Source organism: Candidatus Limnocylindrales bacterium, from assembly GCA_035559535.1.
Classification (GTDB): domain Bacteria; phylum Moduliflexota; class Moduliflexia; order Moduliflexales; family JAUQPW01; genus JAUQPW01.
Map to the genome: position 1 here is coordinate 44,322 of DATMBG010000040.1, position 19,558 is coordinate 63,879.

At 44.4% G+C, this 19,558-nt stretch carries 20 protein-coding genes; 12 read left to right on the forward strand and 8 right to left on the reverse strand.

Annotated features, from left to right (window positions below):
• Position 1: 1 nt before the first annotated feature.
• Positions 2–1,861, forward strand: a complete 1,860-nt coding sequence (locus tag VNM22_14315) for a glycosyltransferase family 39 protein (GenBank protein ID HWP48335.1) — start codon at positions 2–4, stop codon at positions 1,859–1,861.
• A 57-nt stretch (positions 1,862–1,918) separates the two neighbouring features.
• Here the strand turns inward: VNM22_14315 and VNM22_14320 are convergent, their stop codons facing one another.
• The 4 genes from VNM22_14320 to VNM22_14335 all read right to left on the reverse strand — a co-directional run bounded on the left by VNM22_14320 (position 1,919) and on the right by VNM22_14335 (position 8,651).
• Positions 1,919–5,395: an SEC-C metal-binding domain-containing protein gene (locus VNM22_14320; protein HWP48336.1), complete on the reverse strand. Its 3,477-nt coding sequence runs from the start codon at positions 5,393–5,395 to the stop codon at positions 1,919–1,921.
• A gap of 350 nt (positions 5,396–5,745) precedes the next feature.
• Positions 5,746–6,507 carry a glucose 1-dehydrogenase gene (locus tag VNM22_14325; protein HWP48337.1) on the reverse strand — a complete coding sequence of 254 codons (762 nt, stop codon included), beginning with the start codon at positions 6,505–6,507 and terminating at the stop codon, positions 5,746–5,748.
• Positions 6,508–6,644: 137 nt separating this feature from the next.
• Positions 6,645–7,655: an alpha-ketoacid dehydrogenase subunit beta gene (locus tag VNM22_14330; GenBank protein HWP48338.1), complete on the reverse strand. Its 1,011-nt coding sequence runs from the start codon at positions 7,653–7,655 to the stop codon at positions 6,645–6,647.
• A gap of 3 nt (positions 7,656–7,658) precedes the next feature.
• On the reverse strand, positions 7,659–8,651 hold the full coding sequence (locus VNM22_14335) for a thiamine pyrophosphate-dependent dehydrogenase E1 component subunit alpha (protein HWP48339.1): 993 nt from the start codon (positions 8,649–8,651) through the stop codon (positions 7,659–7,661).
• Between the two features lie 457 nt (positions 8,652–9,108).
• Here VNM22_14335 and VNM22_14340 point away from each other — a divergent pair, with 457 nt between their 5' ends.
• From VNM22_14340 to VNM22_14385, 10 genes are all read left to right on the forward strand, one after another.
• On the forward strand, positions 9,109–9,987 hold the full coding sequence (locus VNM22_14340; protein HWP48340.1) for a S1/P1 nuclease: 879 nt from the start codon (positions 9,109–9,111) through the stop codon (positions 9,985–9,987).
• Positions 9,988–10,061: 74 nt separating this feature from the next.
• Positions 10,062–11,078 (forward strand): KpsF/GutQ family sugar-phosphate isomerase, encoded by a 1,017-nt coding sequence (locus tag VNM22_14345; protein HWP48341.1) that lies wholly within the window; start codon positions 10,062–10,064, stop codon positions 11,076–11,078.
• 10 nt (positions 11,079–11,088) lie between these two features.
• Positions 11,089–11,616, forward strand: coding sequence for an HAD hydrolase family protein (locus VNM22_14350; GenBank protein ID HWP48342.1), 528 nt, complete (start codon positions 11,089–11,091; stop codon positions 11,614–11,616).
• Positions 11,617–11,722: 106 nt separating this feature from the next.
• Positions 11,723–12,088 (forward strand): LapA family protein, encoded by a 366-nt coding sequence (locus VNM22_14355; GenBank protein HWP48343.1) that lies wholly within the window; start codon positions 11,723–11,725, stop codon positions 12,086–12,088.
• A 106-nt stretch (positions 12,089–12,194) separates the two neighbouring features.
• Positions 12,195–12,692 carry a biopolymer transporter ExbD gene (locus VNM22_14360; protein ID HWP48344.1) on the forward strand — a complete coding sequence of 166 codons (498 nt, stop codon included), beginning with the start codon at positions 12,195–12,197 and terminating at the stop codon, positions 12,690–12,692.
• 134 nt (positions 12,693–12,826) lie between these two features.
• Positions 12,827–13,273: a 30S ribosomal protein S6 gene (gene rpsF / locus VNM22_14365; GenBank protein ID HWP48345.1), complete on the forward strand. Its 447-nt coding sequence runs from the start codon at positions 12,827–12,829 to the stop codon at positions 13,271–13,273.
• A gap of 14 nt (positions 13,274–13,287) precedes the next feature.
• On the forward strand, positions 13,288–13,521 hold the full coding sequence (gene rpsR, locus VNM22_14370) for a 30S ribosomal protein S18 (protein HWP48346.1): 234 nt from the start codon (positions 13,288–13,290) through the stop codon (positions 13,519–13,521).
• 87 nt (positions 13,522–13,608) lie between these two features.
• Positions 13,609–14,064 carry a 50S ribosomal protein L9 gene (gene rplI, locus VNM22_14375; protein HWP48347.1) on the forward strand — a complete coding sequence of 152 codons (456 nt, stop codon included), beginning with the start codon at positions 13,609–13,611 and terminating at the stop codon, positions 14,062–14,064.
• Between the two features lie 100 nt (positions 14,065–14,164).
• A complete protein-coding gene (locus tag VNM22_14380; protein HWP48348.1) occupies positions 14,165–15,193 on the forward strand; it encodes an LOG family protein in 1,029 nt (342 codons plus the stop codon).
• 2 nt (positions 15,194–15,195) lie between these two features.
• On the forward strand, positions 15,196–15,501 hold the full coding sequence (locus VNM22_14385; protein HWP48349.1) for an Lrp/AsnC ligand binding domain-containing protein: 306 nt from the start codon (positions 15,196–15,198) through the stop codon (positions 15,499–15,501).
• 103 nt (positions 15,502–15,604) lie between these two features.
• Here VNM22_14385 and VNM22_14390 read toward each other — a convergent pair whose 3' ends face one another.
• Entirely contained in the window at positions 15,605–16,168 is a 564-nt protein-coding gene (locus VNM22_14390; GenBank protein HWP48350.1) for a lipocalin-like domain-containing protein, read from the reverse strand.
• A 186-nt stretch (positions 16,169–16,354) separates the two neighbouring features.
• On the opposite strand from VNM22_14390, the gene VNM22_14395 reads away from it, so the two are divergent.
• Complete coding sequence (locus VNM22_14395; GenBank protein ID HWP48351.1) at positions 16,355–16,531, forward strand: hypothetical protein; 177 nt, start codon at positions 16,355–16,357, stop codon at positions 16,529–16,531.
• A 99-nt stretch (positions 16,532–16,630) separates the two neighbouring features.
• Here VNM22_14395 and VNM22_14400 read toward each other — a convergent pair whose 3' ends face one another.
• The 3 genes from VNM22_14400 to VNM22_14410 all read right to left on the reverse strand — a co-directional run bounded on the left by VNM22_14400 (position 16,631) and on the right by VNM22_14410 (position 19,495).
• Positions 16,631–18,226: a S41 family peptidase gene (locus tag VNM22_14400; GenBank protein ID HWP48352.1), complete on the reverse strand. Its 1,596-nt coding sequence runs from the start codon at positions 18,224–18,226 to the stop codon at positions 16,631–16,633.
• Between the two features lie 73 nt (positions 18,227–18,299).
• A complete protein-coding gene (locus VNM22_14405) occupies positions 18,300–18,785 on the reverse strand; it encodes a hypothetical protein (GenBank protein ID HWP48353.1) in 486 nt (161 codons plus the stop codon).
• A gap of 62 nt (positions 18,786–18,847) precedes the next feature.
• Positions 18,848–19,495, reverse strand: coding sequence for a hypothetical protein (locus VNM22_14410; protein HWP48354.1), 648 nt, complete (start codon positions 19,493–19,495; stop codon positions 18,848–18,850).
• Positions 19,496–19,558: the final 63 nt, after the last annotated feature.

Sequence of the window (19,558 nt, forward strand, 5' to 3'; positions counted from 1 at the left end):
GATGAAACCTTCCAGACTATTCTTTCTGATTCCTGTCGTTCTCTTGCTTATCCTGGGTTTACAGGTCTTTTTAAGCATGGGGCAGATTTCGATAACCTACGATGAGTTCGCCCATCTCCCGGCCGGATACTCCTATTTAAAAACGGGAGATTTTCGTATGTACAGTCATAATCCTCCTCTCATCAAACTGATTACGGCCTTTCCTCTCCTGTTTATGGAGATCCGATTACCCCAGAGCAACTATTGGGACTCTGAAGAAGTACCTGTACGACCCTGGTTTTATGGTATGGACTTTATGCGGGCCAACCGTACCCAATATCTTCATTTCTTTTTTTATGCCCGGCTCATGACCTTATTTCTTTCAGGTCTTCTGGGATTTCTTGTTTTCCTATGGTCTCGTGAATTTTATGGAACCCCGGCAGGATGTTTTTCTCTATTTCTCTACGTATTCTGCCCTAATATTTTGGCCCAGTCAGGTCTCGCTACCGTCGATTTAGGAACCAGTCTTACGATATTTCTGGCCGTTTACTGCTTTTATCACTATTTAAAAATCAGGACGTACGGTCCCACATCTTTACACCTTCTAACCCTGTTTCTCTCCGGGATAACCTTAGGGTTGGCTTTGCTATCCAAGTTTACAGGCCTCCTGCTGCTGATCCTCTATCCCATCCTCCTGGGCTGGCAGTTTATCCGCTCTCGTGGGAAATCCCGTACGACAAACAACCGACGACAGGCCCTGGTGACTCCTTTTCTGGGGATCGTTCTCATAGCCTTTCTTACTGTCCATATAGGTTATGCTTTTCAGGGAAGTTTCTCTCCGTTGGGAAGTTACCATTTTACCAGTAATTTTTTAAAACCTCTGAATCATCCCCTTCTCAAGAATATCCCGGTTCCTTTGCCGTTTTATTACCTCAAAGGATTTGATAACCAAAAGGTAAAGGAGGAATACGGCTCCGAGACTATGCTTCTGGGAGAAGTTTCCAGAACCGGCTGGTGGTACTATTATCTGTTTGTCCTCTTATTTAAAGTACCCCTTCCTATCTTTATATTCCTGATCCTGATTTTTTTGCGACGAGCTACCGATGATAGACGACCCCGGGTGGATGATATTTTTCTTCTGGTTCCCACAGGGGTTATTCTGATAACCTTCTCTTTTGTCAGGCTTCAGCTCGGAATCCGCTACGTTCTTCCGATATTTCCCTTTTTGTTTGTTTATTTGGGTCAGACCGTTCATGTTCTCCAGAAAAATAAAAAAGCGCAGGAATCTACCCCTTGCTTTGAATCTGTTGAGGATCCCCCTTCTCCCATCCCCGTGAGCGGGGAGGAGATCCTCCTTCGAAAGGCTCAAAACCAACAGGATACCCCCTCCCTTCAAAAAAAGCCTACTCCTGAAAGCAAAAAAACCCGGATAACTGCCCTGATTATAGGTTTATCTTTTTGGTATCTTATTTCATCTCTGAGCGTTTACCCCAACTATTTGTCTTATTTCAATGAACTCGCAGGTGGGCCCAGAAACGGATACCGGATTTTATCCGATGCCAATCTAGATGTAGGACAGGGTCTTATCCAATTAAAGAAGTATTTAACAGAACAAGGGATTGAAAGAATAAACCTTTTATACTTTGGGTGGGTAGATCCCGGCCTTTATGGAATTCAAGCCCATCAATTCCCCAATTTATCCCCGCATGGAGTTTATGCCATCAGTGTAGCCTATTTACAGGGTATTCCTTTTATTCGGATGGATGCACAAGGGCGGGTTTATCGTTTGTCTCCGGAGTTTTTTGAGATGTTTAAGAACCTGGAACCTGAGGCACAGATTGCCAATTCGATTTTTATCTATAAGATTCCAGAAAAATCATAACCTCTCCTTTCCCTTGTTTAGGCAGGGATAAAGGCAGGTGAAGAGGATACTTTTAGCCTAGGCTCCATGGCATTTTTTATATTTCTTTCCACTTCCGCAGGGGCAGGGATCATTACGACCAATCTTGGGTGTTTGTCGGACGATTGGAGCCTGTTTGACCTCAGACTCGCTGGTATTGGTCTGGAGCGCATCGGTATCGATATGGATACCCCAGGTATTGTTGGTGACTTCACTTGTGGCGGTGACAAGGGAGGATTTTTTTCGGGTTACGACAGAGAATTTAAAAACCGCCTCGACCGTTTCTGTGTTAATTCGGTCTATCATTTCGGAGAACATTTCATAACCCTCCTTCTGATACTCCAGAAGGGGGTCCTTTTGTCCGTATCCTCGGAGACCGATTCCTTCCTTGAGTTGATCCATGGCATACAGATGGGCCATCCAGTTCCGATCGATGGTTTTCAACATAATCCATCTGAGGAAGGCATTCATTTTGGTCTCTCCGGGGGCAATCTCTCCAAAGGCATAGGTGAAAATATCGTCGGGAATTCCTTCAATCTCTTTCTCTTTCAGTTCATATTTCTCCTCAAATTCTTTACGAAGAATTTCCAGAAGATGTTCCCAGGTTAATTCCTCGATCACTATATTTTCAAAGGAAACGTATACCGAGTATTTATCCAGAAGCTCCGTCTTTAGCCCGTTCAAATCCCACTCTTCAGGGTATTGGCCTTCGGGAGCGTATTTATCGGCCAGATCATAGAGCACATCTTCGATCATATCGAAGAGATCTCCCTTGAGGTTTTCACTGTAGATGATATGATCTCGTCGGGTGTAGATAACTTCCCGCTGTTTATTGTTTACATCGTCGTATTTGAGGAGGTGTTTTCGAATCTCAAAATTACGGCCTTCTACCTTTTTCTGGGCGTTTTCAATGGCTTTGGTAACCCAGGGATGCTCGATAGGCTCATTTTCATCCACCCCGAACCGTTCCATAATGGCGGCTACTTTTTCTGAGCCAAAGATTCGCATGAGATCATCTTCCAGAGATAGATAAAATCGGGAAGATCCTGGATCTCCCTGCCGTCCGGAGCGTCCGCGCAACTGATTATCGATTCTTCGGGCTTCATGGCGTTCCGTTCCTATGATATGAAGACCTCCCAGTTCCACAACTCCCGGACCCAGTACAATATCCGTTCCGCGGCCTGCCATATTGGTTGCGATGGTAACTGCATTCCGCTGCCCGGCCCGGGCTACAATCATGGCCTCTTTCTCGTGATGTTTGGCATTCAAAACATGATGGGGAATTTCGGTCCCTTTTTCACCGCGCTCCTTTAACACCTGTCGAAGCTGTTCGAATTTCTCAGGACTTAAAATTTTCTTTAAGTGGACGAGCTCCAACATCTTGCTCAATCTCTCCGACTTTTCGATAGAGACCGTTCCTACCAGGGTAGGTTGACCTTTAATATAGCAATCTACAATTTCATTTACGACGGCATTAAACTTAGCCCGTTCGGTTTTGTAAACGACATCGGGATAATCTACCCGGATCATGGGTTCATTGGTGGGAATAACCACCACGTCTAACTTATAAATATCGGCGAATTCGGCTGCCTCGGTTGCGGCAGTTCCTGTCATACCTGCCAGCTTTTTATAAAGACGAAAATAGTTCTGAAGGGTAATGGTTGCAACGGTCTGAGTTGCCTTGGCAATTTTAACGCCTTCCTTGGCCTCTACGGCCTGATGAAGTCCATCGCTCCACCGACGCCCGGGCATCATACGGCCTGTAAATTCATCGACAATGATAACTTCTCCGTTATGCACCACATAATCCACGTCCTTTTCAAACATGGTATAGGCCCGAATGAGTTGATGAATATTATGGAGCTTCTCGCTTTTCTCCTCGTACTCTTTAGTCAATCGCTGCTTGGCGTTTTCCTTCGCAATCCGACTGAGAGATTCATCATGTTCGATCTGGAAGAACTCCGTATCCAGATCTGGGAGAACAAAGAGATTTTCTTCACCCCGGGAGAGAATTCTCTGTCCCTCTTCGGTCAACTCGACACTATTCTCCTTCTCATTAATTACATAGAGTAGACCCTCTTGAAGCTCATGGATACGCTTATCCCGGATAAAATCGTCTTCCACCCGAACCATCATCTTTTTGGCGTCTTTGTGTTCGGCAATATAAGCAAGGAGTCGTTTATTTTTGGGATCCCCTTTCTCCACTTGAAGCAATTTAACGTACTTTTCATAGGCATCCGGATCCGTTTCATCATACTTGAGGACTTCATCGAAGATTTTATTAACGATATTTTGTTGTCGTGCCACCAGATTTTTGACGGGAAGTTTAAACTCATCGTAGCGGTGGGAATCCTGTTCTACCTCTCCGGATATAATCAGGGGCGTTCTCGCCTCGTCGATCAAAATACTGTCCACCTCGTCCACAATAGCATAAGCCAATTCCCGCTGGACCCGATCCTTGGGAGAATCCTTCAAATTATCCCGCAGATAGTCAAATCCAAACTCATTGTTCGTCCCATAGGTAATATCACAGTTATAAATCTGCTGTCTTTCCTGAGTACCCATGTAGTTCTGGATGGCTCCAACCGTCATTCCCAGAAACTCATAAATCTTGCCCATCCATTCCCGGTCTCGTCGGGCCAGATAATCGTTAACGGTTACAATATGAACACCTTTTCCAGAAAGGGCGTTGAGATAAGCAGGAAGGGTTGCAACCAGAGTTTTCCCTTCTCCGGTTTTCATCTCGGCGATTTTCCCCTGATGCAGCACTATGCCACCCATTAATTGAACGTCAAAATGCCGCATTCCCAGAGTTCTCTTGGAGGCTTCTCGAACTACGGCGAAAGCTTCAGGAAGAATTTCGTCTAAGACCCGCTGCATTTCTTTATAAATCGCTTCATGGATAAAAGCTTTAACACCTTTTGTCAGGGTATTCTCACTCACCCCTTCAAAGTCCGCTTCATCTTTTACTTCCTTAACAATTTCTTCGATTTCCTTCTCCAGAGCGCTGATGACACTTCGGGTTAAAAAGTCTTGCGGGCATCGGTCGAGGTTTATCACAGCGCTTTCTTTATTCTCCTGATCTCCGAACTTTTCCTTGAGAAACTTAATAACTTCCCTTCGAGCTTCCAACTTAGCCTGTATGCCTTCTTGAACCCCTTCCTTTAATCGAGCTCTAAAAATTTCTGTCATCCCCCGGATTTGCTCGTCACTCATAACCCGAAAATCCTCTGGGAGTACCTGGGCTAAGTCCTTTTCTTCAGACAGTTCTCGCCGACAGAGGGCAGTTTTTTCCTTTAAAGCTTTCTCGCCGAGTATTTTGAGTTCCGGGAATATTTCTCCCAGACTTTTTCCCTGGGCCAGTCCCTCTCGACAGCGTAAGGTTTTTTCTTTCAGTTCCTTTTCGCTGAGGAAACGGTTTTCTAAATAATTAATCCGATCAACGATAGGTTGAAGACTTCTTAAAGTTCTATCGTTTTTTGAAGGAATGAGAGAGGTAAGTAACGACATCCACATATTTGCTATGACTCCTTTTAGCTTTTTCTAAAAAAGCAAATTTCTCTTATTAAAAAATAAGCTTATCCGGGTTCAGCGCTTTAATTTAACTTATTTTAGCTTAAAAGTCAAGGAGTTTTCCAGATAAGGACCCGTATTAGTTTAGCCGGTACACTTTCTCAACCCCCGGGTACCGGGATAAAGTTTATGGATTTCAAATTAGGGCTTTTCATTAATCTTTGTCCTGGCGCGTATGCTCTCAGGGGTGGAGTTGGGAAGGTACCGGATCTTACCGGTTAAATGGATAGGAATCCTCCAGGTGAGAGGAAAGACTTTACGAAGCAGTGGGGATAGTGCGAAAGAAGCGTCGTTTACAGTGACATGCCCCCATCGATAACAAGGGCAGAGCCGGTCATGAAGGCGGCCTCGTCGGAAGCGATATAGAGGGCAGCATAGGCAATTTCCTCGGGTTTACCCATTCGTCCCATGGGTTGGCGGGCCATAAAAGCCTGACGAGCTGTTTCCATATCAGCATAAAGCTTACTGGCTACTCCATTAAGGATAGCGGTCTCTACCGTTCCAGGACAGAGGCAGTTAACCCGAATATTATCCTTTACAAACCCCAGAGCCATCCCTTTTGTAAGGGAAATAATAGCTCCTTTGGAGGCCGAATAAGCATCACGGTTAGCATAGGGTCGAATCCCGTTTGCAGAAGCCATGTTAATGATACAACCTCCCCCTTGTCTCCTCATATGGGGAATTGCGAACTTAGACCCCAAGAAGACCGATTTCAAGTTAACTCCCATCACCCGGTCCCATTCCTCTTCCGTTAAAGTTTCCACGGTACCTACGACAGAAATCCCTGCATTGTTAAACAAAATGTCTAACCGATTCCAGGTATTAACTGTTATCTCTACCATTCGTCGGGCATCTTCAATTTGTGAGACATCGGCTCGAATGAATATTGCACTTCCTCCCTGATCCTTAATAAGTTGAACGGTACCCACCCCGCGTTCGTTATCCAGATCTACCACACTCACTTTCGCACCTTCTTTTGCAAATAGAATAGCCGTTGCACGTCCAATTCCCGAACCGGCTCCTGTAATCAAAGCAACCTTATCTCGAAGTTTCATCAATTTGTCCTATGCCCCGTGCCCGTTGAGTTTAGTCCATAGTCCGTCATTGAATGGTTTTGTCTATCACCCGGATGCTTTGGGATGGAGGACCAACCCAAAACAACAGGCAACGGACTATGGACCCAAGAACCCGATCAATCCTTAAACTGACTCATTACCGCTTTGAAAATTTTATCCGGATTGGGAAGATAAAAATCTTCTAAACTCGGACTAAAAGGAACCGGAGTTGGAGGCGCGTTGACACACTTGATCGGGGCATCCAGGTAGTCAAATGCTTTCTCCGCGATAATGGCTGCGATATTACGACCCATGGAACAATTGGGAGTACTCTCATCCACGATCACCACTTTTCCGGTTTTCTTGACAGATTCCAGGATTGTGGCTTCGTCTAAAGGCCAGAGAGTTCTCGGATCTACGACCTCGGCGTCGATTCCTTCACTGGCTAATTTGTTGGCGGCTTCTAAAGAAAAATCTACCATACGGGAGATGGCTACAATCGTTACATCTTTACCGGGTCTTTTAATATCTGCCTTACCCAGAGGGATTGTATAACTCTCCTCAGGTACAGGACCTTTTTTCCAGTATATGAGCTTATGCTCGAAGTCAACGACGGGATCGTCATCTCGAATAGCGGAGATGAGAAGTCCTTTCATATCATAAGGAGTTGAAGGAGCAATGAGTTTGAGGCCGGGAATATGGGCAAAGATAGAATAAAGGGTCTGGGAATGTTGGGAGGCTTTACGAAGACCTGCCCCGATGGTGGTTCGGAGGACCATAGGAACCTTAGCTTTTCCTCCAAACATATACCGGAGCTTGGCAGCCTGGTTTAGAATCTGATCCAGACAGGTTCCGAGAAAATCGTTATACATCAATTCCACAACCGGTCGTAGTCCGGTCGTGGCTGCCCCTACAGCCGCCCCTACAAACCCTGCTTCAGAAATGGGACAATCCCGAACACGCTCTTTCCCGAATTCCTTAATAAATCCTCGCGTTGTCCCCAATGGTCCACCCCACGCATCCTCATCTACCGTAGTCGCCCCTCCGGCAATATCCTCTCCCAAGAGGATCACAGTGGGATCGGCCCGCATTTCACTTCGCAAAGCTTCTTGAATGGCTTGTTGATAGGTTATTTCTCTTATGGCCATATCTTATAATAATGCATACGATTCAGATACCAAAGGAGTTGCATAGAGACCCCTGAGGGTTGATTCCGGTTCCGGGTACTCACTTTTTTCTGCAAACTCAATGGCGTCTTGAATCTCTTTTTTCACCTTTTCTTCGATTTCCTTGAGTTCGACCTCTGATAAAAGGTTATGGGATAAAACCCGTTCCCTGAAGCGAGGAATAGGATCTCGTTTTCGATATTCTGCGATTTCCTCTTTAGTCCGATAGCGCTGCGCATCTCCTTGATAGTGACCGTAGAAACGGTAGGTTTTACATTCTACCAGGGTAGGTCCTCCTCCAGATCTCGCCCTTCGAATGGCTTCGTCGGCTACTTCGTAAACTGCAAAGACATCCATTCCATCTACCACAACTCCGGGTATGTTATAACTGGAAGCCCGATCGGCAATATTTTGAATCCTTTGATGGTATCGCTGGGGCGTCGCTTCGGCATACAGGTTGTTCTCGGCAACAAAAATAACCGGTAAATTCCAGATGGAGGCCAGATTCAAACCTTCATGGAAAGTTCCCTGGTTACTTCCACCATCCCCAAAAAAGCAGACGGCCACCCGATCCAACTTCTTATATTGAGCCGTTAAAGCAGCTCCACAGGCCATAGGAATACTTCCCCCGACAATTCCATTGGCCCCTAACATGCCCTTATCGACATCTGCTATGTGCATCGACCCACCTTTTCCGTTACATAGACCCGTCTTCTTACCGTACAGCTCCGCAACCATGCGTTTGATATCACACCCCTTCGCAATGGTATGACCATGCCCCCGGTGAGTGCTTGTAATATAGTCTTCATCCCTTAAATGGGCGCAAAATCCAACGGCAACGGCCTCTTCTCCAGCATACAGATGAAGAACCCCGGGAATTTTTCCCTTGGCAAACTCATCGGCCATAGTCTCTTCAAAGGTTCGGATCTGTAACATTTTTTCATATATCCAAAGCAGTTTTTCTTTGGGTATATCCATAATTCTTTCCTCCTTGGTCTTGATACCTGAGATTCCTACAAACAATATATACTATCTAAACGCGTTTCGTCCAGGTATTGGCCTAAAAATCCATAACTCTAGCTGAGTAATACCGTGCCATACCACCTAGCGTATTATACCCCCAAGGGAATTTAATATTATTCGACTGAATCTGTCAAAAGTTTTTTCATAGCCAGTAAAAAAACCCTTGGGTAGAATAATTTTATCTGAAAAAAAAGAATAGGAAAAAATTATCATAATAAGCTCAGAGGATCTTCCTGAAGTGGAAGTCATGCGTTAAGCATTCCAAACTCCGGTAAGGCAAAGGAGCAGAGGAGAAGTCTGGAAAGGATGGGGTACTTTCCTATAGATCTCCCATGAAAATCACTCCGGAATTTTCCGGTTTTGTGGTCATTCAGAAAATCATGGGCGTTTGGGTATCCGATAAGGAGGAAAGATGATACGGAAACCAGGGATAATTTTATTTTTGACCTCGGTACTCTGTATGTCTCAACCCGAGGGATTTGGCTGGGATTACACAACTCATATGGTGATTGCACAGATCGCCTACAACAGGTTGAATAATAAAGCAAGAGAGCGTCTGGATGCGCTTGTACAAAAAATCAAATTCCACGAAAAGACCTACACCTTCATTACAGCCGCATGTTGGCTGGATGATCTTCGAGATGACCCTGCCTATGAGGCACTTAAAACGTGGCATTTTATAAATAAGCCTTATTTTGATGGAGTTCCTCCCAGGGAAATACCGTTACCGTCCGACCCTATACTTTCACATCTCCGTTCAAGCATCGAAAACCTGAGAATAGGGACCGGTTCTGAAGAGAAAGATGCAGAGGCCCTAGGGGTCCTTTTACACCTTGTAGGAGATGCCCACCAACCGCTTCATTGTATCAATCGCTATAGTGAAAAAAACAATGATGAGGAAGGAGACCGAGGGGGTAATGAATTCAAAATTATTACCGATATTGAGGGGGTGAATAACTTACACAGGTATTGGGATGGAGCTGCCGGTTTATTTAAATTTGAAACTATCCAGCGCCCACTTAGTCAAGAAGATCAGCAGCGTATCCAGAAGTATGCCGATGAAATTCTATCTGCCTATCCACCTGATGCACATAAGGAATGGAAAGAAATGGATCCTGACAGGTGGATTGAAGAGAGTTATCAGATTGCTCGGACAATGGTTTACAAAACTCCAGAAGGTGAAAGGCTTACGGAAGATTATACTTTTCAATCCCAACGGGTAGCCCGTGAGCGTATTGCTCTGGCAGGTTATCGGCTCGCTGAGTTATTGAACATGCTTTTTGGCAATTAGAAGGTTTCAGTCCTTATAGCGTCTCGTTACGGGTAAAAGGGTTATATATAAGGGAAGAAAACTCTCTGGGAGGGTTGGAGAATTTTCTTGCAGTTCTCCTGGAGAAAAGTTATCATATCCCTGTGAACCAGGTATCTCTTATCGATCTAGCTCGACAGGTTTTAAAAATTGAGTCGGAAGCCCTATTGAGGCTTGCAGATAGGCTGGGAGAAGAATTTATCCAGGCCGTTGAAGTTCTCTATGCCTGCAAGGGTCGGGTAATTGTAACAGGAGTAGGAAAGTCTGGATTAATCGGGCGAAAGATCGTCGCTACCCTATCCAGTACGGGAACTCCGGCTTTTTTTCTCCATCCCACCGAAGCTTTCCACGGTGATTTTGGGGGGGTGGTTCGAGGTGACACCTTCTTAGCTATCTCTTATAGTGGGGAAACCGAAGAGGTCTGCAGGCTCCTCCCATGGATTAAGCGGATGGGATTGCCTTTAATTTCCATGACGGGGAATAAGAACTCAACCCTGGCAAAAAATAGCGAGATTGTTTTGGATATCCACGTGCAACAGGAAGCATGCACGTTAGGACTGGCCCCTACCACCAGTACAACGGTTTCATTGGCACTGGGCGATGCCCTGGCCATTGCCCTTCTCAATAAAAAGGGGTTCAAAGTGGAGGATTTTGCTTTTCTCCATCCCGGTGGAAATCTCGGTAAAAAGCTCACGAGGATTGCAGATCTTATGCATGTGGGGAAAAAATTACCTGTTGTTACAGAAGATACGCCCATGAAAGAGACTATTTGTGAGATTTCGTCTAAGGGCTTTGGCGTCACCAGTGTGGTCAATCAAATGGGGAAAGTAACGGGTATCATCACCGATGGGGACCTTCGACGGGCCTTAGAAAAAGGGGGCGATATTTTAGATAAGCCCTCTAAGTTGTTTATGACCAGAAACCCTAAAACAATCGAAAAAAACGAAATTGCGGCTACTGCCCTTCAAATGATGGAACGTTATGCCATCACTTCCCTGTTAATTCTCAATGAAGCCGGAGAATTGGAAGGGCTTATTCATTTACACGATTTATTAAGGGCAGGGGTTGTTTAAACAATGAACTATGCTAAGCCCCGAACTGGAAGAGAAGATCCAAAAGATAAAAATTCTCCTATTAGATGTAGATGGTGTATTGACCGATGGCCGGATTTTTATAGATGATAGTGGTTTGGAAATCAAAGCCTTTGATGTGAAAGACGGTCACGGAATTCGGATGGCTCAGCGGGTTGGATTAAAGGTTGCCTTTCTATCTGGTCGTGTCTCAAAAACCGTTATAAAAAGAGCTGAGGAGTTGGGAGTCGTCGATGTTTTACAGGGGGTGTTTTTTAAGCTAGAAGGGTATGAAGCTTTGCGGGTCAAATATCAATTGAAACCTGAAGAAATGGCGTATGTAGGAGATGACGTTGTCGATATTCCGGTCTTGAAACGGGTGGGATTCTCGGTAGCCGTTCCAGATGCGGTCCCCGAGGTAAAAGAAGTGGTCCACTACATCACCACACGCCCCGGAGGACGAGGGGCCGTTCGGGAAGTCATTGACTTGATTTTAAAAATTCAAGGTCGCTGGAATAACGCGATGGAGAGATACCGGTAGGGGCAACGGGCGCCCATCGTCCTTACTAAAAACAGCAGGCAGGAGGTCGTTAAGTAAAGAAACGGGTAATTCACCGATTGTTGTTTACTGCTCACTGTCTCTATCTATGGCTTTTTTGGTTCCTATTCTCATCATCCTTCTAACCCTGGGTATTCTCCTCGCCATTGTGAACTTTGTTCTCAATAACCTAGAAATGTTCCAGCAAGCGTTTGTTATCCACTTTAATTTACCGTATCTGGGGAACTACGCTTCCCAGCCTATTCAATTTGCCTATCTGATCGCTGCCTGTATTCTTATAGGGGCTTTGGCTACCGCTATACCCGGCTGGTTAGTAAATATCCGACTCATTCGGGTAATCAAAAAGCAGAAAAAAGAGCTAGAAAATCTACAAAAGGAGTTAGACTCCCTTAAACCACCTCCTACAGAACCTGGAATAACCTCTTTTCCAGAGACCGGGGAAACGGAAAATTGAAAATGTTTACGTCTCGATACCCTTGCATTTTTTTCCTAAGTTAGGACTTTTATCCATGAAGGACCCGGAAAAGTGTGGAAGGATGGGGGGATGGGAGGGTGGAAGGATGGAAGGATGGAAGGATGGAAGGGTGGAAGGATCGGAGTATAAGGGTAGAACTACAGCTATCCTCTACTCCCATCCTCCCATACCCCCATACTTATCCATGCAGTTCAAGAGAAAACGTCGCTACCAACCTGAGATCAATGTAATCAATTTTATTGATGTCTTATTGATGCTGTTGATTTTTTTCATGATTTCTACTACTTTTATAAAGCAACCCGGAATCCGTGTAGATTTACCTCTTGCCAAATCTGGAACCGGAGATACACAGGAAGGTATCGTCATAACGATAACCAACGATAATACTCTCTTTTTAAATGGGCAAAAGGTTACAAAGGAAGTATTATATTCCAATCTGAGACAACTTAATTTAGAGCGTCAGGATCATCTGGTAGTGATCCGAGCCGACAAAAAAGTTGAGCACGGATGGGTAGTAGCCGTTATGGATACGGCAAAGACTGCCGGGTTTAATCGGTTCGCCATTGCTACCAAATCCCAATAATATGCTCCTTGCTCCGGAAGTAGAGGTAACCGGAGGCTCGTCTTGGATCTGACAGGTTCCATCCCGGGCTTCTATTATAAAGGGAGAGATTGTCTCTACAAACCGGGGCTGTTTAGCCGAAAGGAGATGTTAAAATGCGAATTTATGAAAGTGTTTTTATTGCAAACCCTTCCCTCTCTGAGGAAGAAGTTAATCAAACCATTGATCTGATTCAGAATGTAATCACCGGTAACGGAGGAGAAATTGTTAAGGTGGATAAATGGGGTAAAAGACCCCTGGCTTATGAAATCAAAAAACAGAAAGAAGGGTATTACGTTCTTTTGCTTTTTAATGCCGATTCTAAAGTCCTGAGCGAACTCGACCGCAGATATAAATTAACCGATCACATTCTTCGGTATAATATTATAAAACTAGGTGATAAACCGGGTGAACTACCTCCAGGATACGGGCAATATACTCTGGATACCCAGTTTGTAGGTTCAGAATTCGGTATGCATGCCTATGATGAGTATGAAGAAGGAAAAGAAGAATATGATGAAGAGGAAGAGGCGGATGAGTCGTTTGATGAAGAAATCGAGTAAGGAGGGAGAGTGTTATGTTTAAACCCAAGGGAAAGCGTTTTAGACGTAGAAAAGTTTGCCGGTTCTGTGCAGAAAAAGTTGTTTATATCGATTATAAAGATCAAAAACGTCTCAGGGGGTTTATTACCGAAAGGGGAAAAATAGTTCCTCGAAGAATATCCGGTAACTGTGCCTATCATCAGAGGCGTCTTACCACCGCCATTAAGCGGGCAAGACATATTGCTCTGCTTCCATTCACGGCAGAATAATTCATTGGGCGATGAGTCCTGGGGGATGAAGAACGGCCCTCTCTTTTATCCCTCATCTCCCAGGATCCATCGCCTGGGACTTCTAACATGCAGGTGATTTTAAAACAGGATGTAGAAAAGCTGGGTAAACGGTGGGACCAGGTTAAGGTAGCAGATGGATATGCCAGGAATTATTTGATTCCAAAAGGATTAGCCATGGAAGCTACTCCCCAGAATCTGATGATCCTTAAGCGGTTCCAGGAGGCTGAAGCAAGGAAGAAACAAAAAGAATTGGAACAGGCTGAACAGATCGCCAAGAAAATCAGAAGTTTATCTTGTGTTATTACAAGACAGGCCGGGGAAGGTGATAAACTCTTCGGATCGGTAACATCCATCGATATCGCTAACTTTCTAGAAGAAAATAAAATTCAGATAGACCGAAAGAAAATCGATCTGGAAGAACCCATTAAATCTCTTGGGGTGTTCAGGGTTCCGATCAAGCTTCATCCCGAAGTTATTGCAGAGCTTAAAGTTAAAGTTGTTAAGGAAGAAAATCCAAAGTAGCCAGCAGGAATAAGAGTGGGAGAATAGGAGAACAAGAAATAGGGGCGGATCCTAGATCCGCCCTTACTTCTCCTATCTTCCCATCCACCCATCCTTTTAGATGAATACAGATCCCCTTTCAAATCCAGACAGCGAAACCTATATTACTCAGCTACTTAATTTATATAAGGATTCCCCCAATACCGAACTTGTTAAGGGTATTATTTTAAATATCTTAAAGCTGTTAGAAAACAATACCGATCGTGGTGATATTAAAATCATTTATAATACCTTGAAAGATATGGGGCAGGCGCTCAGAACTTTTGCACCCTATCGACATATTCGAAAGGTAAGCATTTTCGGTTCTGCCCGAATTCCAGAAACAGATCCTGAATTTGAACAGGCCGTTAAGTTTGCTGAGAAAATTAGGGAGCATGGATTTATGATCATCACCGGAGCGGGGAATGGAATTATGAAGGCGGCCCAAAAGGGAGCCGGTCGAGAACATAGTTTTGGGGTTAATATCCGGTTGCCCTTCGAGCAACAAGCCAATGAGTATATTCGAGGCGATCCGAAGCTTATTCATTTTAAATATTTCTTTACCAGAAAGCTGTTCTTTATCAAAGAGACCCATGCGGCTGTGTTCTTCCCAGGAGGTTTTGGTACCCTGGATGAAGCCTTTGAATCCTTGACTCTGGTTCAGACTGGTAAGTCTATGCCCCTTCCCCTTGTTTTTTTAGATATCCCTGGAGGAACTTACTGGTCGGAGTGGAAAACCCATATTGAACAGCATATGCTTAAAAGAGGGCTTATCTCTCCGGAAGACCTCCACCTTTTTAAGGTTACCGATCATGTGGATGAGGCTTGTGAGGAGATTCTAAACTTCTACAAAGTTTACCATTCCCTCCGCTATGTAAAAAATCAACTCATTATTCGGTTACAAAAGCCTATTGAACCTGAGTTGTTGGATATCTTGAACGCTGAATTTAAGGATATCCTGGCCCAGGATAGGATACAACAAACACACGCCGCCTATGAGGGTCTGGACGAGGGGGATCTGGCCAACCTGCCTCGATTGGTCTTTTATTTTAACCGCAAAAGCTTCGGTCGGTTACGTCAGATGATCGACCGGATCAACAAGGGGATATAGCTATGCGTGCCATTTTTATTTTTATCAAGGTCGATTTAGGTCGCGTTAAAGAAGTAGCTGATAAACTCATCGAGGTCGATGAAGCCTCGGAGGTATATTCCGTTGCCGGAGAATATGATATCTTAGCGAAATTCTATGTTTCTGATCTGGAAGCCCTGGGGGAGATTATCCAGACCAAAGTACATACCATTCCCCACATCCGGGAAACCCATACCCTTATTACCTTTAATGCCTTTAAAACACCGCACATAAAAGTGGAATCGGTAGGAGATAGACCCCATAAATATGCCCCTCGCCTGGTGGAATGACCCTATCTTTGGGACTGAGAATCCCGGGTCATGAGGAAAGGTCTTAAGCCCCCTAACCCGAGACTTTTCCGGCAAAGGGGATATGCGGTTGTATTTCGCTCTTTTACTTTAAGCGCTCCCAGGTAAGACGCGCAGTCGCCTGTTCACCGGCATACAGGAAAGGAGGCGGCCTGAGCGTCAACCGATCCCCGGAGAACTCGAAGAATCGCTTCTGATCCATACCTAACCAGTTGGGAAATAAACTGAGTTCTATATGATGAATGACAAAACCCTCCTCTTCGTTGACTGTATAGGTACTACAATAAGCGATGTATCCTTCATAAGCAGCCTTTTTCTCCTCTGGAGTCCCTCCCTCCAAAAGATTATCTGAAGAAAACTTCGTACGATTGGGACGCATAATCTGAACACACATGTGCCCATTCGCATCATACATGATCCAACCGGTTGCATCTTGTCCAAAAGGGGGTTGGATCTTTTCACCGTTTGATCTTTGCATCTCCCAAGAAACAAGCTTCCAGGTTCCAACAAATCGGTCTTTGACCTTTTGAGAAGACTTCTGGGTCGTCTGAGAAGGCTCTTGCTGACCTCTGCCGGGGTAATCCCATAAGAGGATTAAACTTAAGAGAAGGGCCATTATACCTAGATATTTTATAATTTTTAAACTCACTGCTAACCTCCTTTTCTTAAAAGGGCTATCTTCTATTAAAGTATTTCAGCTCTATTTCATTGAATCTATTTAAGATTTTAGTGTCAATAAAAATGATATTTTATCCGATCAAGCGGGACGCTTAACCTACTATTTATTATCCAACACACACCAGTTTAACAAACCCTTTACAGGAGAACGATAATTATGAATAAGTATACCGCCTTGCTTATCCTCGCGTTTATTATTAAGCTCATCTGCCTCATAGATATCTTTATGTACGTGCTTACAAGCCGCTATTTTTTTCATCCCTTTGGGGCAATTATTTTGTTCATCGGTGCTACCTTCTTATCCTTGTTGGTTAAAAAGAAGAGTCGGATCTAATCCCTGGATCCAGTCTACAGAGGGTGCGAATAGGAAGGCAAAGGAGTTTATCACTTCCTGTTGGCTTGAAATATTCTACCCATCCTGAATTTTATGCCTTCAACAAGAACGGTCCACATAACAGGCTAAATCAGAGGTATCGGAGGGATGAGAGATCTTGCCATTTCTTTTGTAAGTTGTTGGCTTAGAAACCTTTCCACCAGAGTCCTCAACCCTGATTTCTTTAATAAACACGGGGAGATTCATTGCTTTAGATATTCTCACCTGCTCGTGTTCGGCTTCCTGGATACTTTTAAAGCTACCAACACAGGCCATAAATTTAATCCCTTCTGGAGTCCTTCTCTGAAGTAAATAGAGATCAGAAAAGTGATTAAGGGATGATCGAATTTCCAAAACGGAATTTTTCGCCTCCTCTTGGATCCTGTAACCTTTATCCAAGCAGACGAGATAAGTAACAGGAGGAATTTCTTGTTCTATCTTCGGAGGGATTGAAGGAACGGAGGCTTCAGAGAAATTATTTCCCATAGAAGATGGGGTATCTATAGACTCGGATTTTGTTTTTATAGAAGATGTAGGATGGGACAAATTTTCCTGTTCTATTAACTGTCTAACTTTTGCCAAGTAATGATCTGTTTCCGGCGAGGGAATGTTCAAAGGATCAGTAGGTTCAAGTCCTTTTCCATGATACAGGGTGCCGTTGGGGGTTTGTAGCAAGGCCGTTGTAAGAATAAGGGCAGAGCCATCTTTTAATTCGATGACATCCTGCATTATCCCCTTTCCATAAGTTTTTTCACCTATGGACCTGGCACGGTCATTTTGCACCAAAGCAGCGATGAAAACCTCGGCGGCACTGGCTGTTCTTTTGTCCTGCCATAAAAAGAGCTGAGAGGTTCTATTTGTGGGAAGACTGGTACTTTTATACTGGATACTCACTCCGGCTCGGGTTTTGATACTTACGATTTTTTTATTTTTATCTAAAAATAACATGGCTGAATCAACGGCCTCATTTAGATCTCCCCCCGGATTTCCTCGTAGATCAAGAACCATTTGAGACACTTCTCCCAAAGTAAGAAGGAGGTTTTTAAGCTCACGTTGGGTATTGCTTTTAAAAGATGAGAGGGTAATCACCGGAAGGGTTCCCTGCCAGGTTATCCACACAGACCTGGCCTGTATTTCTTTACGTTTCACCCTGAAGGTTTTCAATTGGTCTCCGCGTCGAACTTTGAGGACAACTTCCTTTCCGGCTTCACCCCTTACCAGGATACTCACATCCATAAGAGATTTTCCTGAAACGCTTATGTCATTAACCGATTCAAGAATATCACCGAATTTAATCCCCGCTTTCTCCGCAGGTCCATGGGCATGGGGAATACAAAGAATCCGATCGGAGGAAGTCACTTCGATATCCATTCCTATACCCACATAGCGGCTTTTCTGAGATGCCTTAAAAGAGGCGTATTCTTCCGGAGATAAATAGGTGGAGAAACGATCCAGGTTTTTTAAATAGGCTTTGAGAGTTTCCCGAACAATATCCTGGGGTTTGGTTCCCGGCTCTAAATAAAAGGCATTTTTTTGAATCTGGTTAATGGCCTCAAGATAAAAAGGGATATCCTGGTCTTGGGAATAGGTCGAGGAAGTCTTGAATCCAAAAAACAAGCAGAAAAAGAATAGAAAAGCCCATTTCTGTGGGTCCATAACTTTGTCCTATGGGTTAAATTCTCACTGAAGGAACCGGATTTAAAGAAACAGAGAGTTTCCCATTAAGCCCTTAGAGCGAAGCTGCCATTTCTAAAAGGGTATCGATTTCCTTGTTAAGATTTTGAATGCGTTGTTCTTTTTCTTGAATCGTGAGCTGGGTATGTTTTCGCAGGGCCTGGATTTCATTTTTTAGCCGGGTAAGTTCCTGCTCAACGCGTTGTTTCTCTTTTTGTTTCGCATCGGTTTCCGCCTGATATTGTGCTAGGATCTCCCTAAGTTGTTCCAGCTCGACATCCAAACGCTCCAACATCTCCCTTTGCTCATCGAGCTGAGCCTGTAATCGGGCCCTCTCGTCTTCTAAATCCCGGGATCTTTGTCTTTCTTTTTCTCCCTCTCTCCGCAACGCTTCGAGTCTTTGTTGTCGCTCTTCGATTCGTTTTTTATAATCTTCCTTATACTGCCAATAACCGATTAATCCACCTTCCCGGGGATTACTTGAAGTAGCACAACTCGTCAAGAATCCCAAGAAAAAAATGTAGCTTAAAATCTTTTTCATCGTAATGCCTCCGTTTAACAGGCAAGAGGTGCTACCCTTGCCGATATGAATTCTCCTATCCCTCAAATGCTCATCTTTTGATTGATGGCAGCTAAGTGCTCCGTTGTTTGCTCAAGTTCTGCTACACTTTGTTCGAGTTGTTTGATTTTAGCATTCAAGGCAGCCAGACGTGCCTGAGATTGTCCCTGTTCTCGCCTCAAAACCTCTCGCTGGATTACAATTTCATCCCTCGCTCTCTGCAATCTTTTCTCGGCCTCATTTAGACTGGCCTGTAGGGATTGTTGCTTTTTCTTGAGTTCAGTTTTTGTAACCTGTTTGCTATTATAGGCGTCTATTAATCTATCCACTTCCTGTTCCTGGTCTCTAATTTCGCTTTCCAGGTAAGCGTTATACTGTCGCGTTTCCTGATTTACCTTTTCAGCCGAGGCGATACAGGCATCCAGATAATCTTCTTCTTTAACATATTGGGCTTTAAGATTAGCCACATGGGTAGCATAGGCATAACCCCCTATCAGTCCGATTCCTCCACCTATGAAGGCTCCTTTCAAGGCCCCTTCTTTACCCCCGGCAGCGGCGCCTATGGCCGCACCTACCGCAGCACCTGCAGCAGCCCCCAGACCGGCCCCCTGGGCCTTGGTTCGCTGCTGGTCTGTAGCACACCCTACGATCCATACAACCAATAGCATTAAGCTTATGATTTTTTTTAACATAGCCCTTCCCCCTTTTTCCTATCGGCTTTACAGAATTTCTAAAATTCTGCAAGCTTATTTGTT

Coding starts and splice junctions, on each gene's coding strand:
- VNM22_14330 (HWP48338.1), bottom strand. CDS start 7,655: ATGGCCATAAGAGAAATAACCTATCAACAAGCCATTCAAGAAGCTTTG.
- VNM22_14315 (HWP48335.1), top strand. CDS start 2: ATGAAACCTTCCAGACTATTCTTTCTGATTCCTGTCGTTCTCTTGCTT.
- VNM22_14355 (HWP48343.1), top strand. CDS start 11,723: ATGGCTTTTTTGGTTCCTATTCTCATCATCCTTCTAACCCTGGGTATT.
- VNM22_14405 (HWP48353.1), bottom strand. CDS start 18,785: ATGAAAAAGATTTTAAGCTACATTTTTTTCTTGGGATTCTTGACGAGT.
- VNM22_14380 (HWP48348.1), top strand. CDS start 14,165: ATGAATACAGATCCCCTTTCAAATCCAGACAGCGAAACCTATATTACT.
- VNM22_14340 (HWP48340.1), top strand. CDS start 9,109: ATGATACGGAAACCAGGGATAATTTTATTTTTGACCTCGGTACTCTGT.
- rpsR (HWP48346.1), top strand. CDS start 13,288: ATGTTTAAACCCAAGGGAAAGCGTTTTAGACGTAGAAAAGTTTGCCGG.
- rpsF (HWP48345.1), top strand. CDS start 12,827: ATGCGAATTTATGAAAGTGTTTTTATTGCAAACCCTTCCCTCTCTGAG.
- VNM22_14400 (HWP48352.1), bottom strand. CDS start 18,226: ATGGACCCACAGAAATGGGCTTTTCTATTCTTTTTCTGCTTGTTTTTT.
- VNM22_14320 (HWP48336.1), bottom strand. CDS start 5,395: ATGTGGATGTCGTTACTTACCTCTCTCATTCCTTCAAAAAACGATAGA.
- VNM22_14325 (HWP48337.1), bottom strand. CDS start 6,507: ATGAAACTTCGAGATAAGGTTGCTTTGATTACAGGAGCCGGTTCGGGA.
- VNM22_14360 (HWP48344.1), top strand. CDS start 12,195: ATGGAAGGATGGAAGGATGGAAGGGTGGAAGGATCGGAGTATAAGGGT.
- VNM22_14335 (HWP48339.1), bottom strand. CDS start 8,651: ATGGATATACCCAAAGAAAAACTGCTTTGGATATATGAAAAAATGTTA.
- VNM22_14385 (HWP48349.1), top strand. CDS start 15,196: ATGCGTGCCATTTTTATTTTTATCAAGGTCGATTTAGGTCGCGTTAAA.
- VNM22_14350 (HWP48342.1), top strand. CDS start 11,089: ATGCTAAGCCCCGAACTGGAAGAGAAGATCCAAAAGATAAAAATTCTC.
- rplI (HWP48347.1), top strand. CDS start 13,609: ATGCAGGTGATTTTAAAACAGGATGTAGAAAAGCTGGGTAAACGGTGG.
- VNM22_14395 (HWP48351.1), top strand. CDS start 16,355: ATGAATAAGTATACCGCCTTGCTTATCCTCGCGTTTATTATTAAGCTC.
- VNM22_14410 (HWP48354.1), bottom strand. CDS start 19,495: ATGTTAAAAAAAATCATAAGCTTAATGCTATTGGTTGTATGGATCGTA.